General features: G+C 63.6%; 25 protein-coding genes and 1 pseudogene. 20 read left to right on the top strand and 6 right to left on the bottom strand.

Features of this window, described 5'->3' with window-relative positions; all coding sequences use genetic code 11:
• Nucleotides 1-118: 118 nt before the first annotated feature.
• The 6 genes from ACTJK0_RS19915 to ACTJK0_RS19890 all read left to right on the top strand — a co-directional run bounded on the left by ACTJK0_RS19915 (nt 119) and on the right by ACTJK0_RS19890 (nt 4117).
• Nucleotides 119-907 carry an ABC transporter ATP-binding protein gene (locus ACTJK0_RS19915; protein ID WP_440746352.1) on the top strand — a complete coding sequence of 263 codons (789 nt, stop codon included), beginning with the start codon at nt 119-121 and terminating at the stop codon, nt 905-907.
• Entirely contained in the window at nt 900-1673 is a 774-nt protein-coding gene (locus ACTJK0_RS19910) for an ABC transporter permease (protein ID WP_440746351.1), read from the top strand. Before ACTJK0_RS19915 ends, ACTJK0_RS19910 begins: the two co-directional genes overlap by 8 nt.
• A gap of 177 nt (nt 1674-1850) precedes the next feature.
• Complete coding sequence (locus ACTJK0_RS19905) at nt 1851-2201, top strand: PadR family transcriptional regulator (RefSeq protein ID WP_440746350.1); 351 nt, start codon at nt 1851-1853, stop codon at nt 2199-2201.
• 2 nt (nt 2202-2203) lie between these two features.
• Complete coding sequence (locus ACTJK0_RS19900) at nt 2204-2578, top strand: DUF1048 domain-containing protein (protein WP_440746349.1); 375 nt, start codon at nt 2204-2206, stop codon at nt 2576-2578.
• Nucleotides 2579-2582: 4 nt separating this feature from the next.
• A complete protein-coding gene (locus ACTJK0_RS19895; protein ID WP_440746348.1) occupies nt 2583-3356 on the top strand; it encodes an ABC transporter ATP-binding protein in 774 nt (257 codons plus the stop codon).
• Nucleotides 3353-4117: an ABC transporter permease gene (locus ACTJK0_RS19890; protein WP_440746347.1), complete on the top strand. Its 765-nt coding sequence runs from the start codon at nt 3353-3355 to the stop codon at nt 4115-4117. The genes ACTJK0_RS19895 and ACTJK0_RS19890 overlap by 4 nt, the downstream gene beginning before the upstream one ends.
• A gap of 12 nt (nt 4118-4129) precedes the next feature.
• On the opposite strand, the gene ACTJK0_RS19885 is transcribed toward ACTJK0_RS19890, so the two are convergent.
• Complete coding sequence (locus tag ACTJK0_RS19885; protein ID WP_440746346.1) at nt 4130-4432, bottom strand: YciI-like protein; 303 nt, start codon at nt 4430-4432, stop codon at nt 4130-4132.
• An 82-nt stretch (nt 4433-4514) separates the two neighbouring features.
• Nucleotides 4515-5177 carry a TetR/AcrR family transcriptional regulator gene (locus ACTJK0_RS19880; protein ID WP_440746345.1) on the bottom strand — a complete coding sequence of 221 codons (663 nt, stop codon included), beginning with the start codon at nt 5175-5177 and terminating at the stop codon, nt 4515-4517.
• A 99-nt stretch (nt 5178-5276) separates the two neighbouring features.
• On the opposite strand from ACTJK0_RS19880, the gene ACTJK0_RS19875 reads away from it, so the two are divergent.
• The 3 genes and pseudogenes from ACTJK0_RS19875 to ACTJK0_RS19865 form a co-directional block, all read left to right on the top strand.
• Nucleotides 5277-5726 carry a nuclear transport factor 2 family protein gene (locus ACTJK0_RS19875; protein WP_440746344.1) on the top strand — a complete coding sequence of 150 codons (450 nt, stop codon included), beginning with the start codon at nt 5277-5279 and terminating at the stop codon, nt 5724-5726.
• Nucleotides 5723-6619 carry an SDR family oxidoreductase gene (locus tag ACTJK0_RS19870; RefSeq protein ID WP_440746343.1) on the top strand — a complete coding sequence of 299 codons (897 nt, stop codon included), beginning with the start codon at nt 5723-5725 and terminating at the stop codon, nt 6617-6619. Before ACTJK0_RS19875 ends, ACTJK0_RS19870 begins: the two co-directional genes overlap by 4 nt.
• Nucleotides 6620-6918: 299 nt before the next feature.
• A pseudogene (locus tag ACTJK0_RS19865) lies at nt 6919-7302 on the top strand (SIS domain-containing protein); the annotation flags it as partial.
• 261 nt (nt 7303-7563) lie between these two features.
• Here the strand turns inward: ACTJK0_RS19865 and ACTJK0_RS19860 are convergent.
• Entirely contained in the window at nt 7564-7878 is a 315-nt protein-coding gene (locus ACTJK0_RS19860) for a hypothetical protein (RefSeq protein ID WP_440746363.1), read from the bottom strand.
• 115 nt (nt 7879-7993) lie between these two features.
• On the opposite strand from ACTJK0_RS19860, the gene ACTJK0_RS19855 reads away from it, so the two are divergent.
• The 5 genes from ACTJK0_RS19855 to ACTJK0_RS19835 all read left to right on the top strand — a co-directional run bounded on the left by ACTJK0_RS19855 (nt 7994) and on the right by ACTJK0_RS19835 (nt 13356).
• Nucleotides 7994-8863, top strand: coding sequence for a PfkB family carbohydrate kinase (locus ACTJK0_RS19855; RefSeq protein ID WP_440746342.1), 870 nt, complete (start codon nt 7994-7996; stop codon nt 8861-8863).
• 43 nt (nt 8864-8906) lie between these two features.
• On the top strand, nt 8907-10001 hold the full coding sequence (locus ACTJK0_RS19850; protein WP_110542665.1) for a LacI family DNA-binding transcriptional regulator: 1095 nt from the start codon (nt 8907-8909) through the stop codon (nt 9999-10001).
• A 279-nt stretch (nt 10002-10280) separates the two neighbouring features.
• On the top strand, nt 10281-11573 hold the full coding sequence (locus ACTJK0_RS19845) for an ABC transporter substrate-binding protein (protein WP_440746341.1): 1293 nt from the start codon (nt 10281-10283) through the stop codon (nt 11571-11573).
• The gene (locus ACTJK0_RS19840; RefSeq protein WP_440746340.1) at nt 11570-12526 is read left to right on the top strand and encodes a carbohydrate ABC transporter permease; all 957 of its coding nucleotides are present in this window, start codon (nt 11570-11572) and stop codon (nt 12524-12526) included. Before ACTJK0_RS19845 ends, ACTJK0_RS19840 begins: the two co-directional genes overlap by 4 nt.
• Complete coding sequence (locus ACTJK0_RS19835; RefSeq protein ID WP_440746339.1) at nt 12520-13356, top strand: carbohydrate ABC transporter permease; 837 nt, start codon at nt 12520-12522, stop codon at nt 13354-13356. Before ACTJK0_RS19840 ends, ACTJK0_RS19835 begins: the two co-directional genes overlap by 7 nt.
• Before the next feature lie 177 nt (nt 13357-13533).
• Here the strand turns inward: ACTJK0_RS19835 and ACTJK0_RS19830 are convergent, their stop codons facing one another.
• A complete protein-coding gene (locus tag ACTJK0_RS19830) occupies nt 13534-14028 on the bottom strand; it encodes a GNAT family N-acetyltransferase (RefSeq protein WP_440746338.1) in 495 nt (164 codons plus the stop codon).
• Nucleotides 14025-14891 carry a ribokinase gene (locus ACTJK0_RS19825; RefSeq protein ID WP_440746337.1) on the bottom strand — a complete coding sequence of 289 codons (867 nt, stop codon included), beginning with the start codon at nt 14889-14891 and terminating at the stop codon, nt 14025-14027. The genes ACTJK0_RS19830 and ACTJK0_RS19825 overlap by 4 nt, the downstream gene beginning before the upstream one ends.
• 157 nt (nt 14892-15048) lie before the next feature.
• Between ACTJK0_RS19825 and ACTJK0_RS19820 the strand changes: the two genes are divergently transcribed.
• Nucleotides 15049-16491 carry an MFS transporter gene (locus tag ACTJK0_RS19820; protein ID WP_440746336.1) on the top strand — a complete coding sequence of 481 codons (1443 nt, stop codon included), beginning with the start codon at nt 15049-15051 and terminating at the stop codon, nt 16489-16491.
• 30 nt (nt 16492-16521) lie between these two features.
• Nucleotides 16522-17523, top strand: a complete 1002-nt coding sequence (locus tag ACTJK0_RS19815; protein ID WP_440746335.1) for a nucleoside hydrolase — start codon at nt 16522-16524, stop codon at nt 17521-17523.
• A gap of 416 nt (nt 17524-17939) precedes the next feature.
• On the opposite strand, the gene ACTJK0_RS19810 is transcribed toward ACTJK0_RS19815, so the two are convergent.
• A complete protein-coding gene (locus ACTJK0_RS19810; RefSeq protein ID WP_440746334.1) occupies nt 17940-18227 on the bottom strand; it encodes a hypothetical protein in 288 nt (95 codons plus the stop codon).
• A gap of 292 nt (nt 18228-18519) precedes the next feature.
• On the opposite strand from ACTJK0_RS19810, the gene ACTJK0_RS19805 reads away from it, so the two are divergent.
• From ACTJK0_RS19805 to ACTJK0_RS19790, 4 genes are all read left to right on the top strand, one after another.
• A complete protein-coding gene (locus ACTJK0_RS19805) occupies nt 18520-18819 on the top strand; it encodes a PASTA domain-containing protein (protein ID WP_440746362.1) in 300 nt (99 codons plus the stop codon).
• Nucleotides 18820-18962: 143 nt separating this feature from the next.
• Nucleotides 18963-19091 carry a PEP-CTERM sorting domain-containing protein gene (locus ACTJK0_RS19800; RefSeq protein WP_440746333.1) on the top strand — a complete coding sequence of 43 codons (129 nt, stop codon included), beginning with the start codon at nt 18963-18965 and terminating at the stop codon, nt 19089-19091.
• 198 nt (nt 19092-19289) lie between these two features.
• Nucleotides 19290-19859, top strand: coding sequence for a suppressor of fused domain protein (locus ACTJK0_RS19795; protein WP_440746332.1), 570 nt, complete (start codon nt 19290-19292; stop codon nt 19857-19859).
• 305 nt (nt 19860-20164) lie between these two features.
• Nucleotides 20165-21271: an IS110 family transposase gene (locus ACTJK0_RS19790; RefSeq protein ID WP_223992154.1), complete on the top strand. Its 1107-nt coding sequence runs from the start codon at nt 20165-20167 to the stop codon at nt 21269-21271.
• Nucleotides 21272-21588 lie beyond the last annotated feature (317 nt).

Here is a 21588-nt window from a genome sequence, read left to right as displayed (position 1 = left end):
CCAGTTGCCTGAGGACCGTACTCAGGTGTTCCGCAAACGGGGTCCTGCGAACGGCGGTCATGGCTATGCTTGCGCTAGGTGCCCTGTTGGAGAGTCCCGTTGTGGGGGTATGTGGTCGATGAGTGAAATGGATGGCCCGGCAGGGTCGCCGGTGCTGGAAATCAATGAACTGCGCATGGTTTACGGTGGGCGGGCCGTGGTCGATGGTCTTACCTTTCAGGTTAAACGAGGGGAGATCTTCGGGTTGCTGGGTCCGAACGGGGCCGGAAAAACAACCACCCTGAGCATTGTGGAGGGGTTGGTGCGTCCTGTTTCGGGCGGGGCGCGGGTGGACGGGTTCGACGTTCGAAGGCATCCGTTCGAGGTGAAAGCACGTCTGGGGGTCCAGCTACAGTCCTCCAGTTTTCAACCTGAGCTCAGCGTTGAGCAGATCGTGAGGCTGTACGCAGGGGTTTACGGCGTCAGGCTTACGCGCGAAGGGATCGGCCGGAGCCTGGGCACCATTGGTCTCGGTGAAGAACGGGGCAAACGGTTCAAACAGCTTTCCGGAGGCCAGCAGCAACGGCTCGCGTTGTCCATCGCGACCATCCACAGCCCGACATTGTTGCTGCTGGATGAGCCGACGGCCGGGCTGGACCCGCAGTCCCGCCGCGCACTATGGAACCGAATTGAGGGGCTGCGGTCCGGTGGCAGCAGCATCCTCCTGACCACCCATTCCATGGAGGAAGCGCAGGCTGTCTGCGACCGGGTGGCGATCATGGATCATGGGGTCCTGATCACCGTGGGCACCCCGGCCGAACTCATCAGTAAACACAAGGACGACCCGGACGTCCTTGCCGTCGCGCACGGGCAGGTCACGCTCGAGGACGTCTTCATCGGACTGACGGGAAGTGAAATCCATGACTAGCCTTGGGACCACCGTTGGCCGGCCCCCGCGGGGCCTGGCCATGCGCTCGCTCCTTCGCGCCGACGCTACCGTGCTGCTGCGCAGCAGGACTGCAGTGACGTTAAGTATCGTCTTGCCGATTGTGATCCTGGTGGCCACCTCGTTCGGCAAATCCCAGTCCCGACTTGGCGGTTCACAGCTCATCATCGGGCTTGCCCTGACCCTCGGCCTGCTGACGTCCTGCCTGCTCGGTTACAGCCTGACCCTGGCGCACGACCGCGAAGTCGGGGTCCTGCAACGGCTGCGTGTCACCCCGGTCCCCACCTGGATGATCATGACCAGCCGGATCGTCGTGCAGGTGGCCACCAACCTGATCGCATCCGTCATTGTCGCCATCGTCGGAAGCGTCCTGCACGGACTGTCGCTCAGCGCCGGCCAATATTTGCTGGTCTTGGCTGTCGCCGTTCTCGGGGCCGCCATGATCCTGGCCATCGGGCAGACGCTCGTCGCGCTGGTGAAATCCACCGCAGCCGTCAGCGCTGTCGGCCGGCTGCTCCTCATCGTCTTTGTACTCCTGGGAACCTTGGGTGGCACTGGAATCCTCGGCGACACGATCCAGGCCATCGCAGGGTGGTCACCCGTGGGTGCCCTGATGACGCTCTTTTCGGACGTACTGAACCAGGCGGCGTGGAGCAATCAAGACGGTTATGCGCTGCTGGCCTGCGTCGGATACCTCGTCGTGTTCTCCTTCATCGGGATCCGCTGGTTCCGGTGGGACACGCAATAAAGGGACGGCTATCGGCGCTCCACGTGGTGGTGGGGGAGGTCCACGTTCGACGGCGGACTGGAGCATATGCCGTCATGCGGGGTTGGGATGGGGTGCTATTCAGTATTGCTAACTAGCAGTACTCGTGCTTACTATATACCGGTAGTCAGTAACACGGAGTAGCTAAAGAGGGTTCCGATGGGCAAGCAGATGACCGAGATGCTCAAGGGCACGCTGGAGGGTGTTGTCCTGGCCATCCTGGCCGCGCAGCCCGCCCACGGCTACGAGATTACGGCCCGGCTCCGCGAGCAGGGCTTTTCCGACATAGTCGAGGGCACCATCTACGCCCTGCTGGTTAGGATCGAACAGCGCGGCCTCGTCGACGTCGAAAAGGTCCCGTCGGAGAAGGGCCCGCCACGCAAGGTGTATTCGCTGAATGCATTGGGCCGTGAGTACCTCGACGAGTTCTGGAGGACGTGGAGTTTCCTCGCGGAACGGATCGAGCACCTTCATCACACCACCGAATCCCCGCAGGAAGAAGGAGCCTAATCGTGGCTGCAAAATGGATCGAGGCCGTTACCGGTTCCCTCGAGCAGAAGAAGCAGTACAAGCAGGACAAGGCCCGGATCGAGGCCCTCCCCGAACCGTATGCAACGGCGGCAACGGCAATGCACCGGTACCTCATGTACTACGGCGGCGTCACCGATGGTGACACGCTCATGACCATGTTCGGCGACCTGGCCGACCTCTGGGAGCGGGCCGCCATCGACGCGACGCCGGTGCGTGCGATCGTCGGCGAAGATCCGGTGGACTTTGCGGAAACTTTCGCGCAGGCCTACGCCGGTAAGCAGTGGATCGACAAGGAGCGCGAGCGTCTGCGCCAGGCCATCAACGCCGCCGCCGGTGACAGCGGGAACGGGAGCTGACCCAGTGGTCCCCGTCCAGGCCCCCGGCCCGGCGATCCGTGTGCAGGGCATCGAGAAGTCGTTCAAGGACGTGCAGGTCCTCAAAGGAGTCGATTTCGACGTGGCCGCGGGAACCATCTTCGCGCTGCTCGGCTCAAACGGTGCGGGCAAGACCACCCTGGTGAGGATCCTTTCGACGCTGCTAAAGCCCGACGCAGGCACGGCCACGGTGCACGGTTTCGACGTCGCCATGAACCCCGGCGATGTACGCGAATCCATCAGCCTGACCGGCCAGTTCGCCGCCGTCGACGACGTGCTGACGGGCATGGAGAACCTCGTCTTGGTTGCGAAGCTTCGCCACCTGAAAGACCCTGCTGCGATCGCTGAAGGCCTGCTCGCCCGCTTCTCGCTCACCGGCGCAGCGGCCCGCAGGGCCGCGACGTATTCGGGCGGCATGCGCCGCCGGCTCGACATCGCCATGAGCCTGATCGGCAACCCGCCGGTCATTTTCCTTGACGAGCCAACCACCGGCCTCGACCCCCAGGCGCGCCTCGACGTGTGGCAGACCATCAAGCAGCTCGCCAGCAGCGGCACAACTGTCCTGCTCACCACCCAGTACCTTGACGAGGCCGAGCAGCTCGCCGACCGGATCGCCATTCTCCATCACGGCACGATCATCCAAAACGGCACCCTCGCCGAACTGAAGCAACTCCTTCCGCCGGCCAAGGTCGAGTACATCGAGAAGCAGCCCTCGCTCGAGGACGTGTTTCTGGCCCTTGTCGGAAAGGAATCCCGATGACCGCCCATGCACTCGGCGACACCGGCGTGCTGACTGTCCGCTCGCTCCGCCACATCCTCCGCAGCCCCGATACGATCATCACCACCGCGGTCACCCCGGTCGCCCTGATGATGCTGTTCGTTTACGTATTAGGCGGCGCGATCCACACCGGATCCGACGAGTCCTATGTCAACTACATGCTCCCCGGCATCCTGCTCATCACCATCGCGTCCGGGATCGCCTACACGGCCTACAGGTTGTTCCTGGACTTGCAGGGCGGCATCTTCGAGCGGTTCCAGTCCATGCCGATCGCGAGGTCCAGCGTGCTGTGGGCGCACGTTCTCACCTCCCTGGCGGCCAACATGGTGTCCGTTGTGGTGGTCATCGGCGTCGCGCTGGTCATGGGGTTCCGCACCGGAGCGTCAGTGGCAGCCTGGCTCGGTATCGCCGGTCTCCTGGTCCTGTTCACCCTCGCGCTCACCTGGATCGCTGTTATTGCCGGACTTTCCGCGAAGACCGTGGACGGAGCCAGCGCATTCAGCTATCCGTTGATCTTCCTGCCGTTCATCAGCTCCGCGTTCGTGCCCACTGACTCAATGCCGGGTCCCGTTGCGTGGTTCGCCCAGAACCAGCCGGTTACCTCAATTGTTAACACCGTCCGGGCCCTGTTCGCCCAGCAGCCAATTGGCGCTGACATCTGGACGGCCCTGGCCTGGCTCCTCGGCATACTCGCGGTCGGCTATGCCCTCGCGACAGGCATCTACCGCCGCAAGATCAGCTGAGGTTCCCTGGACTCAGGGGTGGACTGGCGTGGCTGCTTCTTTTCCGAGCACAGTTGTCCACGGGCTGACGGTCCAGGATGTCACGACGCCGTTGATGACGTAGGGGTCTGCGGCTGCAAAGGCCTTCGCCGCTTCGAGTGCATTCTCGCCGGTGAAGATCATCAGTCCTTTGAAGGGTCCTTCGCCAACGGCTCCGCCCAGCAGGAGCTCGCCGCGTTCGACGGCCTCCCACCCCGCACGGAGGTGGTCTGCGCGGTACTTCCCGCGGGTTTCAAGGTAGTTGTCCTCGTAGGTGTATTCCAATACGGCGTGCATGCGTGACCGTCCCTTTCCCGTAGGGGTGTTGCCCGTTGATAGGAGTAGGTTACCCACTCGAACGCAGCCCGAGACCGCCGGTTCAACCCTCTGGCAAGAGGTTGGCGGCCAGCGTGCGGGCAATGAGGCGGCCAAACCGCTCGGCGCTCCAGCCCCGTTTGAGGACCATGGTCTCGTAGAGTTCGGCCGAGGTGCTCAGGAACATGACATCGGCTACCTCCTCCGCCGTCAGGCCCGGCTTCAGGAGACCGCGGCCGAGCACCTGGCGCGCGTTGTGCAGCATGCGCTGGTACCGTTCGTCGTCCACCTCGCGCAGGAGCGCGGCCATGTCCCGGTCCCCGCTGGCCGCGGCGTCCCTGATGAGGAGATAGACCGGCGATCCCAGCGGGCTGATCTCGGTGACGAAGCGGCCGAACTGCTCCATGAGCTCGCGGGGGTCAGTGACCGTTGCCTGTGCGCGGTCGGACCGTTCCTGCGCCGGCGGTCCGCCGGCTCCCAGCATGCTTTGTTCGTAGATCGCCCGGACCAGCCCGGGCTTTCCGCCGAACCCCTTGTACACCGACTCCTTGGACACGCCGGCCGCGTGGGCGATGGCGGCGATGGTGGTGCGGCCGTAGCCGTGAGCCAGGAACAGCGCCCGGGACTCGGCGAGCACCCGCTTCCTTGACTCCTCGGCCGCCTCCTGGCGGCGCCGTGCGTCGTACCTTCGGGAGCGGGCCGGCGCACCATTGACCGCGGGTCCCATCGGGCTTAAGCTCCTTGTATCAGTTGAATACAGCTGACTGTATCAAATTACAGGGTACCAGCCTCTCCGCCTCCCGCGACGGAAACCAAGGAGCAGATCATGGACGCTTCAGGACTCGACCGCGTCCCCGAAGGCCCGGTCCGGCGCATGCTGGCCGCAGCCAACCGCCATGACCTCGAGGCCATGGTGTCGGAGTTCGCGGATGATTACCGGAACACCACCCCCGTGCACCCAGCCCGCAGTTTCACGGGCTCCGCGCAGGTCCGGAAGAACTGGACGGCACTCTTCGCCGGCCTGCCGGACCTCACCCTCACCGTCCACGACGCAGCCACCGGCCCGGACGGCAAAATCTGGCTGGAATGGAGCAACGGCGGCACCCGGCCGGACGGATCCGTGCAGCGCGCTGCAGGGGTCGCCATCCTCACCGTCCACGATGACCGGATCTCCGCCGCCCAGTTCTACCTGGAACCGGTGGACCAGGATTCCGGCGACGTGAACGACGCCATCAGCGAAGCACTCCACGGAGCGGCCGGAGGTGACCGGCCGTGATCCTGGTGGTCGGCGGCACCGGCCGCCTGGGCCGCGCCGTGGTTCCCCTGCTCCTCGCCGCCGGGCACAAGGTCCGCGTCATGGCCCGCGGCAGTTCCCAGCCCTTCCCCCGGACGGCGGCCGACGGCGTCGAACTCTTCCGCGGCGACCTCGGCTCCGAAGCGGACTGCCGGGAAGCAGTGGCGGGCTGCACCGACGTGGTGTTCGCTGCCTCCGGTTTCGGGGCCAAGGACACCGACCACCGCACGGTTGACCGCGATGGCGCCATCCGCCTGATCCATGCGGCTGCCGCGGCTGGAGTGCAGCACATGGTGATGATGTCCATGCACGGCGCTGCCCCCGACGGGCCCATCGAGTATTTGCGCTGCAAGGCAGCGGCCGAGGATGCGCTCCGCTCCTCCGGCATGGACTGGACCATCATCAGGTTGGGCGCGCTCCTGGAGCAGCGGCTTGAGATCATGGGCGCCCCACTCGGACGCAACGGTAAGGTGCCGGTGTTCGGATCCGGGACTGCCCCGGTGACCTATACCGCGGTGCAGGACGCGGCCGCCGTCGTAGTCCGTGCCCTCCGGGACCCGGCATTGCGCAACCGGATCATCGACTGGGGCTCGCAGACGCTGACGTCGAACCAGATGGTGGAAGCGCTGGTGGCCCGGGCCGGACATGGATCCGTGCAGCGGATTCCGGTCGCCGCCGTTCGGGTGCTGTCCGTGGCAGCACGGCCGTTTTCACCGTTCCTTGCCAGGATTGCGGGGGCGGCGGTCTGGGAAGACTCCGGGGCGGCCTCGTTCCAGTTCGGGCCGGCGCGGGACGAGTTCCCCGACATCCCGGTCGCCGGGCTGCAGCAGGTGCTCGAGGGGACCGAACCTGGAACCGGGCGATCTTCGCACTAGCGGGATACCTGGCAGGCGAGCCGGGACCTCCAGCATATTCGGCCGCAACAATTACGGAATGACCGACCCGTAACGCCACCCGGCCGTGCGGAAGTTGGCAGCACCGACTCACCGCATTCCAAGGTGCCGCCGGTGAGCTCGACCTGCCCTATTCATCATTCCCGGCACCGACCCCCTGATCGTGGTGGAAAGGAACCAGCCAGGAGAGTGGGGGCCCTTGTGCCTGAAGCCAGTTCCATGCCAAGCTTGAGACACTTGATACCGGTATCAAACGGTCTCACTGATGGAAAGGCTAGAGAATGCTTGATTTCAACGAAGATGAGTTCTTTTCCCAGACGAGCAGCACGGTAGCGCTGCGTCCCCAGATCGAAGAGCTGGTGGAGAAGGTGCAGGCCGAAGGCTACGAGAACCTATACTTCATCGGCGCCGGCGGAACCTACGCAGCCGTGCTTCCTTACGAAAGGTTCTTCCAGACCCGGTCTACGTTCCCGGCACGCGCTGTCATCGGCAAGGAATTTATCCTCTCCGCCGACCCCAACTTCGGAGTGAAGTCCGTTGCAATATTCGCCTCAGTATCAGGTACTACCGAGGACATTCTGGAGTCGATCGAATTCGCCCGCAAGAAAGGGGCGCTCACCGTCGGTTTCACCGGTTACCCGGAGAGCCCCTTCGCGGCTGCAGTCGATGTTTCCCTGGTCTCAGAGCCCAAGGCCTGGCCGTTCGACGTCCAACTGCTGCTGTTCTCAGCTGCATTCCTGTCCGCTCGCGGTGAATTCGAGGGCTACGAAAAGCTCGCAAACGAACTGAAGGCATTGCCGGGAGCGCTCGTTGACGTCACCAGGAGTGCCGACGGCGCGGGCCAGGCATTCGCGGAAGCGCAGGCCCGGAAGGACTACCATTTCTTGGTCGGCTCGGGCAATCTGTGGGGCTTTACCTACCTTTATTCAATGTGCGTGCTGGAGGAAATGCAGTGGCTGCGGACCACCAGGGTCCACGCCGCGGAGTTCTTCCACGGTTCGCTCGAACTCATCGAAAAGGACACAAGCCTGATTCTGTTCATGGGGGAAGATGAGACGCGCCCATTGATGGATCGCGTGCGTGCCTTTGCGGAGCAGTACAGCGACAACGTCACCGTGGTGGACACGCGCGACTACGCCCTTGACGGTATCAGCGAAGAGTTTAGGGGCCTCCTTTCGCCCATCGTGGCCGATGCGGTCGTTGACCGCTTCAGCAAGCACCTCGCCAAGGCGCGCGACCATTCGTTGGACCTGCGCCGTTATTACCGGGTCGTGAAGTACTAAGCTGCCGGGCCGGATCCGGCAGTCGCCGGATCCGGCCGGGAGGCCGCCTCCCCAGCAACGAGAGGAGTGGAAGATGAGGGTTCTCGGCTTCGGTGACAACATAGTGGACCGGTTCGTGGATAGAAGTGTTGAGTACCCGGGTGGCAACTGCGTGAACGTGGCCGTTTATGCGCGGCAGCTCGGGGCAGAAGCGGCATACCTCGGGGTGTTCGGCGATGATGACGCAGGAGCGTTCGTACGCTCCTGCATAGAGGCAGCCAGGGTGGACACCAGCCGGTGTGAAGTACGGCGCGGGCCCAATGGGCTCACGGAAATCGAAACAGTTCGCGGCGAGAGGCACTTCCTGCGCTGGAACGGTGGTGGGGTCACCGCCAGCGACCCGATTCGATTGGTTGACCTGGACTACGTGGCCGGCTTTGACCTCGTCCACTCAAGTGTCTATTCCTGCATCGAGCCGGAACTGCCGGCGCTGCGTGCTACGAAAGCATTGGTGACGTTCGACTTCTCCAGCGAACCCGTGCACCGCGCCGATGAGTATCTGGAACAGGTGTGCCCCCTCATTGATTTGGCCCTGGTGTCATGCGGCGACTGGGAACAACAGCGGGTCTGGTCTGAACTTCGCCGGTTCGCTGCCCATGGGGCGGCGCTGGTGTTGGGGACCATGGGTGCGAACGGGGCCGTGTTGTTTGACGGCACCAGCTTCTATCATTCGAACGCGGCACCGGCTGCTGCTCCTTTCGTGGACACCATGGGCTGCGGGGACGCGTACCTGGCGGCATTCGCGGTTGAAATGTTGGCCGCGGGATGGAAGCGGAACATGCTGCCGCCAGGGCCGGAAGTGCACCGCGCCATGAAGCACGCCGCGCGCTTCGCGGCGGGGCAGTGCAGCGTGGAAGGTGCTTTCGGCCATGGGCGCGAAGTGGTGCCACAACCCGCTGCCTGAAACGTACACCGGCCCTGCTGGGATCTGAGATGATGGGCGAACTATGACCGAACATCACCGGAACTCCGTGCCGCCAACGATTTCCCAGGTGGCACAGGCGGCCGGCGTCGGGCGTGCGACGGTTGCACGCACGCTCGGCGGGTACGGTTCGGTCAGTGCTGCGACGCGGGACCGCGTCATGCGGGCCGCGAAAGAACTGGGCTACCGTCCCAACGCCGTCGCACGCAGCATGACGACGGGTGAGACGAAGACCGTTGGGCTGGTCCTTGCGGACGTAGGGAACCCGTATTTTGCCGGGGTTCTTAAAGCCTTCACGGACACTGTGCATAGGCATGGCTACGATGTCCTGGTGCTGAGCACGGAGGAGGACCTGGCCAAAGAAGCGGACGCTGTTGGCGTCCTGGTCGACAAGCAGGTGGACGGCCTGGTCCTTGCCTCGGCCGCGAGCAGGAACGCCCCGCCGCCCCACCTGGAACTGGTGCGCGCCCGCGGCATTCCGATGGTGCTCGTGGACCGGCTGTTCGACAGCGTGGATATTGATACGGTCGTGATCAATAACAGGGAAGCCGCGCGCGAGGCGGTGTCTGAGCTGATCGGCAGCGGGCACCGGCGTATCGGTTTCGTGTGGGGGCCGGTGACGGTGGAGCCAGCTACCAGCCTGCCTGAGATGGACGAGGTCATTGCACGCTCACTTTCCAGCGACGGAGAACGCCTCCGCGGGTACCTGGATGCGCTTGAGAAGGCGGGAATCGACTTCGACACGTCATTGGTCACCCACGTTTTGAAGAATGAACATCAGGCAACACGTGCAGTCATCGGGATGCTGTCCCTGGCGGACCCGCCGACGGCAATCTTCGCCACCGAGTCTGACGCGCTGGTCGGTGCTATCCGCGCCCTGCGGCAGATGGGACTGAGCTACCCCGAGGACGTCTCGCTGATCGGCTTCGATGACAGCAGCTGGGCCACCATCATGTCCCCGCCGCTGTCCATGGTGTCCCAACCCTTGGAACAGTTGGGGCGGCTGACTGCTGATTGCCTCCTGGAGCGCATCAAAGGCACCGCTGCATCCTCCACCACCCACGTACTGGAGGCGACATTCATGCCGCGGGCCAGCGTAGCGAAGCCCCGCGGCCGATAACAGCCCTGCTCCGAATGGGGTTTGACGCCGGCGTGTTTGCCCCAGCCGAGACCAACGCCCTGTGGCGGGAAACCTCCTTTCTTTTGATGTAAAGCAATTGCGCGCTTGAGACTATTGATACCGGTACCATTGCTCGGTATAGTCGGGTGGACTCAGCAGGACCAGCAGGTCCAAGCGATCCAACGGAGGGTCAGGAACTGAAGTTCCGGCGGGCATCCGCGACCCCGCCCATGACGGGAGATGAATATGCGAAAGTGGAGAACAGTTTCGGTTTCGGCAGTGGTCGCAGCTGCGGCGTTAGGGCTTGCCGGCTGTGCAGCACCAAACGACGGCGCAGCCAGCGCTGATCTGGCCGCCCAGCCGGACTTTTCCGGTTCGATCAGCATCCTTACGGCGTTTGCCGGAAAGCCCATGGATTCCTATTTCCAGGACGTTATCGCGGCGTACAAGGCGGAACACCCCGGAGTGACCATAAACCTTTCCCAGGAAACCGACGACAACGCGGTCAAGGACAAGGAAAAGGTGCTTATTGCGTCCCAGTCACTGCCGGACATCTACTTCAGCTACGCCGGTAACTGGGGCCAAAATTTTGCGGAGAATGGCTTGGCGGCCGATCTGACCGCGCATGTCGGACCTTCGACAAGTTGGGGACAGACCTTTGGCCCCGGTGCACTTTCGGCCTTCAAGTACGGCGGAAAGTACTACGGGGTTCCGCTGTACAACGACGCCAAATTCGTGGGCTACAACAAAGCCATATTCCAGAAGCTCGGCCTCGAGGTCCCGACCAGTTTCGAAGCCCTCATCAGCGACTGCGCGACCATCAAGGCGGCCGGCTATACGCCAATTGCGTTCGGCAACAAGGACGGCTGGCCGGGGCTGCACTATCTGCAGCAACTTTTCGCATACAACGTTCCCCGCGCCACCCTCGATGCCGATCTCGACCCCAAAACGGCCACGTGGACCGATCCCGGCTACGTCACCGCCATGAATCAATTCACCGAACTGGTGACCAAGTGCACCGGTGATGGCACTAATTCCAATGGCGTTACGTACACCACCGCGCAACAGCAGCAACAGAGTGGGCAAGCAGCCATGTACTACCAGGAGCTAATCGAGTTCGACGCTGTCAATAAGGACGGCAGTCAGCTCAACAAAGACGGAATGGGCATTTTCCAGCTGCCTGCAGCGGCGCATTCCCCCGGCGACACCCAGACTCTTGAAGCAGCACCAGAGGGTTACATGATCAACGGCAGGAGCAAAAATGCCGCCCTCGCCCTGGACTTTATGAAGTTCGCTACCTCCGCTAAGAACGCGTCGGTGCTGTCGTCGCCGCCGTACGGACAGCCCAGTGCCGTCATCGGTGCGGTCACCACGTCCAACTCGAGCGTGGCCGTCGCCGCGGGGACCGAGGCAGTGAACAAGGCGCCGTCGACCCTGGTATGGCTGGACATGGCTTCTGTTCCATCAGTGGGTGACGCATGGGTCTCAGTGAGTGAGGGCCTCGTCTCCGGGGATCTCCGCCCTGATGCTGCGCTGAAAGCTGTCCAGGCGGCATCCGAGAAGGCTAAATGACTTCCGCCCCCACATCCGTTCGGCCGGCTGTTACCGGCAATGCCAGGCCAATCACAACCAGGCCGGACAGGACTGACGCTCCGGGTTGGCGCAATGTCATCTGGCTTATTCCCGCGCTGGCGGTGCTCGCGGTATTTGTATATTGGCCCCTGCTTCAGAACGTGATCTTCAGCTTCCTCAAATGGAATATCTACAGCGGATCACAGTCCTTTGCGGGCGGTGCAAACTATGTGGAACTGGCCAACGACCCCGTATTCCTCAAGGCGCTGGCGAACAATGCCTGGTACGCGGGCATCTCCATCGTGTGCCAGGTGTTCGGGGCGCTTGTCCTGGCGGCGATCGTCGAGAGCGTTAGGAGCGAGCGGATGCGCCGGGCGTTCCGCTCGATCTACTTCATCCCCTCGGCCATCTCTCTTACGGTGGCCGGACTGCTGTTCTACTTCATTTACCAGCCGCAGAGCGGGCTGCTTAACGCTTTCCTGGCCAACCTTGGGCTTGGCCAGTATGCCCAGGCGTGGCTTGGCCACGAGAACACGTCGATATTCGCCATAGCGGCCATGAGCCAGTGGCAGGGTTTCGGCTACAGCGTCCTGCTGTTTTCAGTCGCCCTGCAACGCATTCCTGTGGAGCTCTATGAAGCGGCCGCCATAGACGGGATCGGACCGATTCGGCAGTTCTTCAGCGTCTCGATGCCTCTTGTTCGGGAGATGACCGGGCTGATGATGATCGTTACGGTGTCAGGTGCATTTCAGGTCTTTAACGAGGTCATGGTGATGACGAGTGGAGGTCCTAATAATTCCTCGCAGGTCCTGGGGACGTGGCTGTACCACGCGGGCTTCGTCACCAATGACTTCGGCTACGCGTCCGCGATCGGAGTGGCGATCTTCCTGATTACCCTCCTGCTGGCCGCGCTGCAGTTATGGGTTTCCCGTAAAAGGAGAGTGGAATGGTGACGCTATCGAACGTCGGTCGCTCGCTGCGGGCCGCGCTGGTCTGGATCATCCTGGCTGCCCTGGCCATTGTGGTGGTCTACCCGCTGGCCTGGATGGTTTCGAACGGCTTCAAGACAAACGCCGAACTTTTCGGCAACCCGTTTGCCTTGCCCGCCTCCTTGCGCTGGGGGAACTTCGCCGCTGCCTGGGAGCAGGGAGTGGGCAGTTTCGTGCTCACCAGCGTTTCCCTCACCATTTTGGCTACCGCCATCACTGAGGCAATCAGCGCCTGGGCGGCATTCGGGCTGACCCGCGTCCGCATTCCCTTGAACCGGGCGTTCACTGTGCTCATTCTTGCAGGATTGATGTTGGCCCCCACGGTGGCACTTGTTCCCCTGGTCAAAATGTTCCAGAGCCTGGGGCTGTACAACACCTTCCTTGGTCTCCTGGCGCTCTATACGGCGTTCCGGATACCCTTCACCGTGTTCCTGATGCGTGCTTATATGCTGGACCTGCCCAGGGAGGTCGACGAGGCGGCTTCAATAGACGGCGCGTCCAAGACCGTCACTTTCTGGCGCATCATCCTGCCGATGAGCCGGCCGATCATCATCACCACGGTGGTGCTGAACGTGTTAACCAACTGGAACGAGTACCTGTTCGCCATGGTCTTCACCAGCGGGGCCGGGCTGCAAACCCTTCCCGTGGGACTGGCAGACCTGATGTCAAAGAACGGCACCCAGTACCCGCTGGTATTTGCCGGCATGGTCATGGCAGCTCTTCCCATGGTGATTCTCTTCTTTTTCTGCCAGCGATACTTCGTCCGCGGCCTCGCCGGGGGAGTGGGCAAATAGGATGACGGCGCCCGGCGCTTGCGTGGCCGGGTCCAGCGGCCAGCAGCGAAACTGAACCATAAAGCAGTTCGACGGCGGGAGGCCGGCGCANCCGGCCTCCCGCCGTCGTCGGTCCTGGTTCGGCGTGCTGAGGCCGTCCTGGCTCTCTTTCCCGCGTGCTGCACCGCGGCCGGCGGGCTACAGCTTCAGCGTGAACACCCACAGCAGGACGTCCTCGCCCGGGACGTACCAGTCCCTGTCCGGCGCGCGGCGGAAACCCAGCGACCGGTAGAGGGCATGGGCGCGTTCCATGAACGGGGCGCTGGTAATGCTGATCGCCCCAATACCCGGCAGCTGCCGGGCGTGCTCCACAATTGCGCGCACCACGGTGCCGCCCAACCCGGCCCCCTGGCATGAGGGGTCTACGGCCAGCATCCGGAATTCGAGCTCGCCCTCCTGCGCGATCTCGCTGTACGGCTGGCCGGCGAACGTCAGCGTCACCGCGGCCACCGCACATCCGCCGGTTTCGGCCAGCCATACCTGCGCATGATCGGCGCGGTGTTCCACATCCTCCAGCACCCCCATGTACGGATGGTCCGCCGCAAAATGCCCGGCCTTGAGATAAGCATCGCGGGTGATCCGCCGGACGTCAGGAAAGTCCGACGGCGTCGCGCGCCTGAAAGCGACGTTCACCGCGTGCCTGTGGTTGCGGGAGTCGGACCCACGTAGTGGCCCAGCCGTGCTAAATCCGGCTGGGATGACGGGTCGCCCACGGCATGGGCGCCCACCGCGTTGGCCGCAGCCAGGGCGGAGGTGTAGTCCATCCCTGCTTTGAGGGCCAGGACCAGGGCCGCGCAGAACGCGTCCCCGGCACCGATGGTGTTCACCACGCTGACCGCAGGCGCGGGGACTTCCGCAACCTTCCGGCCGTGCTCGAACATCGCGGAGCCGTCGCCGCCGTATGTCACCGCCACCAGCCTGGCTAATGCGAGGGCCGGGATCAGGGCGTACTCGCTCTCGTTCACGATCACCAAGTCGCAGCGCTCCAGCAGTTCCACGGGCAGGTCCATGGCCGGGGCAGCATTCAGCACGAAGAAGCCCTTCGCCTTCCGGGCCGCTTCCAGCACCACCGGCAGGCCCACCTCCAGCTGGCACAGCACCGTCTCGTCCGGGCCCAACCCCACGCCGTCGAGCGAGAGGTGTGAGTTGGCGCCCGGGCACACCACGATCTGGTTTTCGCCGTCGCGATCCACGGAGATCAGCGCGGTCCCGGTGGCGTGCGGCAGGACGGCGACGCCGGTGGTGCTGACACCTGCAGCGGTCAGGGCATCAAGCATCTGCCGGCCGGAATCGTCGTCGCCCACCGCCCCCACCATCCTGGCATTGCCGCCGAGCCGCGCAAGGGCTGCCGCCTGGTTGGCGCCCTTGCCGCCCGGTTGCTGGGACAGCACGGCGCCGCCAATGGTTTCGCCCGCCGTCGGCAGCCGCTCAGCTGTGGCGATCAGGTCCAGGTTGATGCTGCCGACCACGGTGACGGCAGGAAGTCGATTGTGCATGGGGGAACTCTCTGAACGGGGATGCCGGAACCGGCCGGATGAAGAAACAGTGTACGGCAAGGGTTGTACTCGCGCATCATACGTGGTTGTATAACAACTCGATGACCGTCCAACGGTGGTCTTCGTCACCCAACCTGCACGAACAAAGGAGTTTGATGTGAACGCCCCAACCCCCGCCGCGGCCGCCCCTCCCGCGGACCCAACTGCCGCCGTCGTACTTCCGGGCGACGCCGCCAAGCTCTCAGGCCGCCGCGCCGCCCTGCTGATCTCCACCCTGCTGCTGGGTGTGCTGTCCTTCCAGCTGAACGCCAGCATGGTCACCCCGGCGCTGCCACAGATCGCCTCCGACTTCGGCCGGGGCGCCGACAGCACCGCCCCCGTCCAGTCCATGTTCTTCCTCGCCGGCGCCATCTCCGGCCCCGTCATCGGCCGCTGGAGCGACTTCATCGGCCGCCGCGCCGCGCTGCTGCTGGTCCTGGGCATCATGGGCGCCGGCACCATCCTCTGCATCACGGCACCGACGCTGGAGCTGCTCATCACTGGCCGCTTCCTGCAGGGCGTCTCCAGCGCCGTCTTCGCGCTGGCCTACATCGTCCTCAGCGAGAACCTGCAGGCCAAAGTATTCGGCACCTCCGTGGGCATCATCGCCGCTATCAACGGCGGCATCGGGGGAGTGGACGGCTGGGTGGGCGGCCTCATGGCCGAAACCCTGGGCTTCCGGTCCATCTTCATCGTGGTGCTGGTCCTGACCGTGATCGCCGCGTTCTGCATCATCCGCACCGTGCCTGCCGGGCGTCCCGCGGGCGTCCGCGGTGCCATGGACTGGTGGGGCGCGGGCTCCCTCTCGGTGTTCCTGGTGTTCATCACCTACTTTGTCTCCGACGGGTCCGCCGCCGGCTGGGCCTCACCCACCGCCCTGGCACTGCTGGCCGGCACCGCCGCCTCCTTCGCCGCATTCTGGATCATCGAGAAACGGCGCAGCCACCCGCTCATCGCCGTCCACCACCTGCGATCCCGGCAGGTCTGGCCGGTCATCGTCACCACCGTCCTCACCCTCGCCGGCATCTTTGCCATCATCAACTTCACCGTGGTGCTGCTCAGCCAGGACCACGACGGCGGCTTCGGCCTGAGTGCCTCGGTCTCGGCATTGCTGTTCCTCACCCCCGCCGCGCTTATCGGCGTCTTTGCCGCACCATTGGCCGGCTGGCTGGCGGACCGCCGCGGCTGGATCAAGACCCTCCGCATAGGCACCGGGATGAGCCTTGCCTGCGCGGCTGCTGCCGCCTCCTTCTCCACCAACCAGGTGGCGGTGCTGATCGCTGTTGCGGCGCTGGGCATCTTCTACAACGGCCTGTTCCTCACCGCCATCAACGGGCTTTCGGTGCTGCTCTCGCCCAAGGAGGCCCCGGCGGCGCTGCCCGGCATCAACGGCGCCTCCTTCGGCATCGGGGCGAGCCTCGGCGTCGTCCTCGTGGCGCCCTTCGCCGCCCAGGCCACGGCCGCCGGCTACTCCACCGCCCTCTGGATCTCGGTGGGCATCACCGCCGCCGCCTTCATCGTCAGCCTCTTCGTCGCCGCCCCCAAGGGCGAGACCGTCTAACTGTTGTCACTACCTGAAAGAAGCACCGCCATGACCACGCCCTTCCCGATCTACCTGGACTGCGACACAGGAATCGACGACGCCCTCGCCCTGGCCTACCTGCTCGCCTCGCCGCTTGCTTCCGTGAAGGGGATCGGGACGGTCAGCGGCAACGTCAGTGCCGCCGTCGGCGCCCGGAACACGCTGGACCTGCTGGAGCTAGCCGGTTGCGCTTTCATTCCGGTGGCACTTGGTGCCCACGATCCCTTCGCTGGCTCGTTTGGGGGCGGGGCGCCGTGGGTGCACGGCGACAACGGGATTGGCGAGGTCTCGCTGGCGCCGGCCGCGGCTTCCCTGGCCGGGGAGACAGCAGCTGAAATGCTGGTGCGGCTGGCCCGGCTGTATCCCGGGGAGCTGCGCGTGGTGGCGATCGGCCCGCTGACCAACATCGCCGAGGCGCTGCGGCTGGAGCCCGCCCTGCCGTCGCTCGTGGAATCGGTGACGGTCATGGGCGGGGCGGCGCTGGCCCCGGGAAACATCACCCCGCTGGCCGAGGCCAACATCCACAACGACCCCGAGGCCGCCGCCCTGGTGCTGGCCGCAGAGTGGGACGTGACCCTCGTGCCGCTGGACGTGACCATGGCGTCGGTACTGGAGGAGACGCACCGGCAGGAGCTGCTCGCGTCCTCTTCGCCCGTGGCACAGGCCCTTGGGGAGATGCTCGGCTACTACTTCCGGTTTTATGAGGGCATTTACGGCCGGCCCTGCTCCGCCATGCACGACCCGCTGGCCGCGGCGCTCGCCGTGGGTGCGGTGAAGCCTGCGCTCGCGCCGGTGGTGCGTGCCGCCGTCGACACCTCCGACGGGCCCGGCCGCGGGCAGACGGTGTGCGACATGCGCGGGCTGTACGCGGGGTTCCCGCCGGTGAAAGGCGCGCGGTGCCGCGTAGTGCTGTCGCTCGAAGAGGACTTCGCCCCGCACCTGGTGGCGACGCTGCTGGCGCACTTCGAGGTACCGGAGGTTCAGCTCGCTGAAACCCTGGCTGTTCGTTGAGGCCGACCAACTAGGCCGATCCGACGTGTAGCGCTTAGGGCACGTTCACCGGGCATTTTTGCGGGCAGGGTGTATGGGACACCCTAAACGTCGGCTTCACAAAGTTGCAGGTCATTTTCCGAAGTCGTCTGCACAAATGTCCAAAGTCGTCTGCACAGCCTCTGCATGTCCGGAAGGGGATCGATATACGGGCAGCCAGCTCCACCACCAGGCCGTTAGTGAAGACGTATCGTGGACTCATGTCGGTCCTCCTGGAAGTCATCGTGGCTGTAGTTCAGGGCGTTCTCGAGTCCGTAGGTGACCTTTTTATGCACCGGAATTCACGCGATCACCAGGACGAAGAGTGATCTGAATCAGCCGGGCGCGGCCCAGATGGTGACCGGTAAGGGATCCCTTATCTGGCGGCATGTCGCCTGTCAGGAACAGATATTGAGAAAGCCTGTGGCACCGGGACGAGCAAGGAAGGTGACGATGTGGCCATTGTCGTCCCGAAATTCAGCCTTTGAACCGGACACGGTCACGGCGCCGTCCTGATAGGGGTTTCCCCATCCCGGAGGTGGATTGCCCTGACCGTCGTCCAATGGTGTTTCGGCAATGAAGAATGTGTCCTCGACGCGCAATTCCTTGATTCCGCAGTGGGTATAGAGCCGGCTTGGTATGCCCGAAGCAGCGGGGATTGGTGGTTCCGGGGAGGCTTTGGTCATCGGCGTGGCGGGACCTGCGCACGCACACAGGACGGCCGTTAGCGTAAGGGCCAATGATGAGAGTCTGATTTTTTCGGCCATGCGACCGCCCCCAATTCCCGATCAGGCTCAAAGGTTATGCCGTGGGAAAGAGCGCCGCAATGCTAGGGCTGGTCACGTTTTCCTCACGGCGTCCGGTAGAGGATCCCTTAAGGGACGCACCGAACACCGGCGCTAATCTGATGAATAGACGGTTCAGTTTGCCGTACCAGTTTTCGGGCGCAAAGGAGATGCCGAGGTGGTCGAACGCCAGATGCTAAATGTTCCCGATCTGGTTGGGCAGCCTGTACATATCGCACAGGAGACTGCGGCGAACCTTGGGTTCGGTCTCGCAGCCGGGGACCCTGATGGTCCAGGCCTTCGCTCGCGCACGTGGCCAGGGCTATTCTGGGTGACCTCCCAAGATCCTCCGGCAGGGTCGGTCCTTGCGCGGGGAAGCCAAATTCAGATCACCTTCGTTCAGGACGGTCAAGCACGAAGCGACGTGCCGGAGCAGACGGGCGGGCCGACCCCCTCATTGCAAAGTCATGCGGAGGGCGACACGGAGTCGTGAGTTGTCCGGTGAGGGATCCCTTTGCGGAGACCTTTGGATGAGCGTTTACTGCCAGGGATTCCCTGGCACTGCGAGCCCATCGTATGGTCATTCCAAACCGCTATATTGCGACGCGGACACTGATCGCAGAACGGGGACTGCAGATGGCACCTTTCGCTCCCAGCTACGGAGGAGTGGGACTTGACCCCGTGCTCGTGGTGACCTTCTCCGCGGTCCTGCTGTTGATTCTTGGAATTTCCGCGTTCGTGATCATGAGGCGACGTAAGAAATAGTTGGATCCGTGTTTGTCGGGTAAGAGAGGGCGGGGAAGCCCAACGAGATAGGTAAGTGTGCGGTAGGGGATCGTTTACCGGGCGTTGCTTTCCAGAACGCGAAGGTTTCGCCGAGCCAAGTCGCCCAGGTGGTCTTTCCGAAGCCGCCAGATCTCAGGCCCTAGGCTAGTGCTGACCAGGTATGACAGGGGGTAAGGCTTGGGCAGCGTAAAAGCAGTGGATGCTCACTATGAGATTTATTTTGGCGGCGAGCCGGAGTACTGGAAATTTAATGACCATGCAGAAATGGTCGGAGTTCTCGAATGGCCCAAAGGAGCATCACTTAAGCCGTTTCACCTCTACGCGACGCTTGGCCTTCATGGCTTAGTTCACGGTCCGCTCAACCACAACCATGGGTTCGAGCTCTACACATGCGTGGCGGCCGGAACAGATGACGTTAGGTTGTCATTTGGCCTGATGGCCAACTATGTAATCGCCAAGCAAATCTTCCTGGAAGCCGGCCATATGGTTACACCGGCAGAGGAGCGTGTCCTCGACGGCCGCGACTTTAGATCATGGCTGATGCTGGAAAGAGTAGATGAGTTCCTCCCGCCCCTTCGGCTCGACAACGGGCACCACGTGGTCTTCCTGGACGCCACACTGGTCTTCCCTGAAGAGGCCCGGACCGTGAAGGAACACGGCTTGGACGCATTGTTTGAGGTCTGGGACCAGGATCCACCCAGACTCTCCGACCTGAACCGCGAACTCCCACGCCCGCTGCGGGGGTAGTGCAGGCCTAGACGATATGAAGAGGAACAGAACCTGCCCGTCCGGGGTCGGTCCATTATCGCCGGGCGGTCCTGCAGCGCCGGCTTGATGTGATCGGCGGCCCTGAGAGGGATCTGGCCGCTGCAGGACCTGTTCCCGGCAGTGATGTCCCTTATCCCGGAAGGGCAGGTTCTGGCGGGAGCATGGGGGGCCGGGGCCTTCTGTTTCACAGGGTCCGTGGGTTGCCATTGGCGGCTCCCGTGGCCTGCGAGGCTCATTGGGGGTGCAATGGTAGTGCCACATGTGAGGTTTGGGAGGTCCCGGCTATGTTTGAGCATACTTTCATTGGTCTGGATGTTCACGCGGTCAATGTCGTCGGCCATGCGCTGAACCCAGGCACTGGTGAAATCAGTCTCCACACGATGGCCGCTGACCCGGCCCTGATCCTGGAGTGGGTCCGGCGATTCGAGCCGCCCGTCAAGGTCGTTTATGAGTCAGGCCCGACAGGGTTTGTACTGGCCCGGCACCTGCGGGCCGCGGGCATCAACTGTGTGGTGGCGGCGTCCTCGAAGCTGCTGCGCGCTCCCGGGGACCGGGTAAAAACCGACAGGCGGGATGCCCGGGTTTTGGCTGAGATGCTCGCGGTCGGCTCGGTCACCGAAGTCCGCATCCCGGAGCCGGACGAAGAGGCGTTGCGGGACCTGTCCCGGCTGCGCTCGGGCACCGCCAAAGACCTCGCGCATGCCCGGCAGCACGTGAACGCCGTCCTGCTCCGGCACGGGATCCGCTACCCCAAGGACAGCAGGTGGACTACAGAACACAGTCGGTGGCTGCACCGCCAGAGCTTTCACGACCCGGCGCTGCAGTTCACCTACGACGCCGATGTCGAGCAGGCCGAGCTGCTTGCAGCGCATCTGGCTCGCATCGACAAACAGATCACCATCACAGCGGCGGCGTGCCGCTACGCAACAGTGATTGACGCGCTGATGTGCTTACGCGGCATCCAGCTCACGACCGCGTTCGGTCTGGCCGTGGAAATCGGTGACTGGACCCGCTTCACCGGCTCATCCATCGGCTCCTATCTCGGTCTGGTCCCCAGCGAAGAATCCTCCGGCCAGTCCCGGCACCAGGGCCCGATCACCAAAGCCGGCAACACCTATGCCCGGAAACTCCTCATCGAAGCGGCTTGGCAGCACCGCCGCCCCTACGCCCGGCCCGGAGAACGGCTGCTGCGCCAACTTGACCTGGTCGCGCCGGCAACCCGCATCCGGGCCCTCGAAGGAAACCACCGGCTGCACCGCAAATGGGAACACTTCGATGAACGCCACAAAATGTCAGTGAAGGCCAACACGGCGATCGCCCGCGAACTCGCCGCTTGGTGCTGGTCACTGGCCGCCCCGCTCCAGGAAGGACAACACATGAAAGCGGCCTGACCCGGAACCTGCCCGCCGACAGTGAGCAGTTGCGGGGGGCGATGACAGCACCCGGAGCCAACTCGGGCTTCAGCTATGAGCAGACGGTCCAAACCACCATCGACGCTCGATCCTAGACACCGATACGCTCCAGCCGAACAAATCGTCATGCGGTAACCAACCCGCGAATGTCAGCCTGACACTGCCCCAGTCGAAAAAGACTCGCCACGCCCCCCACAGCATCACAACCGGCCGGCACACGATGAGCGGCCCCCGGGAACCAAACCCAGGAGCCGCTCATCCATGCACTCTTGACAACGAGATCTACATATCAGCTG

It is taken from the genome of Paenarthrobacter sp. 22069, assembly GCF_052046035.1.
In the GTDB taxonomy this organism is placed as follows: Bacteria; Actinomycetota; Actinomycetes; order Actinomycetales; family Micrococcaceae; genus Arthrobacter.
The sequence above is the reverse complement of the archived record's forward strand: the minus strand, read 5'-3'. Positions and strand labels throughout refer to the sequence as shown.

Coding starts and splice junctions, on each gene's coding strand:
- ACTJK0_RS19860 (WP_440746363.1), bottom strand. CDS start 7,878: ATGGTCGCGCGCCTTGGCGAGGTGCTTGCTGAAGCGGTCAACGACCGC.
- ACTJK0_RS19840 (WP_440746340.1), top strand. CDS start 11,570: ATGACTTCCGCCCCCACATCCGTTCGGCCGGCTGTTACCGGCAATGCC.
- ACTJK0_RS19800 (WP_440746333.1), top strand. CDS start 18,963: ATGGCACCTTTCGCTCCCAGCTACGGAGGAGTGGGACTTGACCCCGTG.
- ACTJK0_RS19855 (WP_440746342.1), top strand. CDS start 7,994: ATGAGGGTTCTCGGCTTCGGTGACAACATAGTGGACCGGTTCGTGGAT.
- ACTJK0_RS19875 (WP_440746344.1), top strand. CDS start 5,277: ATGGACGCTTCAGGACTCGACCGCGTCCCCGAAGGCCCGGTCCGGCGC.
- ACTJK0_RS19910 (WP_440746351.1), top strand. CDS start 900: ATGACTAGCCTTGGGACCACCGTTGGCCGGCCCCCGCGGGGCCTGGCC.
- ACTJK0_RS19890 (WP_440746347.1), top strand. CDS start 3,353: ATGACCGCCCATGCACTCGGCGACACCGGCGTGCTGACTGTCCGCTCG.
- ACTJK0_RS19835 (WP_440746339.1), top strand. CDS start 12,520: ATGGTGACGCTATCGAACGTCGGTCGCTCGCTGCGGGCCGCGCTGGTC.
- ACTJK0_RS19880 (WP_440746345.1), bottom strand. CDS start 5,177: ATGGGACCCGCGGTCAATGGTGCGCCGGCCCGCTCCCGAAGGTACGAC.
- ACTJK0_RS19790 (WP_223992154.1), top strand. CDS start 20,165: ATGTTTGAGCATACTTTCATTGGTCTGGATGTTCACGCGGTCAATGTC.
- ACTJK0_RS19915 (WP_440746352.1), top strand. CDS start 119: ATGAGTGAAATGGATGGCCCGGCAGGGTCGCCGGTGCTGGAAATCAAT.
- ACTJK0_RS19810 (WP_440746334.1), bottom strand. CDS start 18,227: ATGACCAAAGCCTCCCCGGAACCACCAATCCCCGCTGCTTCGGGCATA.
- ACTJK0_RS19885 (WP_440746346.1), bottom strand. CDS start 4,432: ATGCACGCCGTATTGGAATACACCTACGAGGACAACTACCTTGAAACC.
- ACTJK0_RS19905 (WP_440746350.1), top strand. CDS start 1,851: ATGGGCAAGCAGATGACCGAGATGCTCAAGGGCACGCTGGAGGGTGTT.
- ACTJK0_RS19815 (WP_440746335.1), top strand. CDS start 16,522: ATGACCACGCCCTTCCCGATCTACCTGGACTGCGACACAGGAATCGAC.
- ACTJK0_RS19805 (WP_440746362.1), top strand. CDS start 18,520: ATGCTAAATGTTCCCGATCTGGTTGGGCAGCCTGTACATATCGCACAG.
- ACTJK0_RS19850 (WP_110542665.1), top strand. CDS start 8,907: ATGACCGAACATCACCGGAACTCCGTGCCGCCAACGATTTCCCAGGTG.
- ACTJK0_RS19825 (WP_440746337.1), bottom strand. CDS start 14,891: ATGCACAATCGACTTCCTGCCGTCACCGTGGTCGGCAGCATCAACCTG.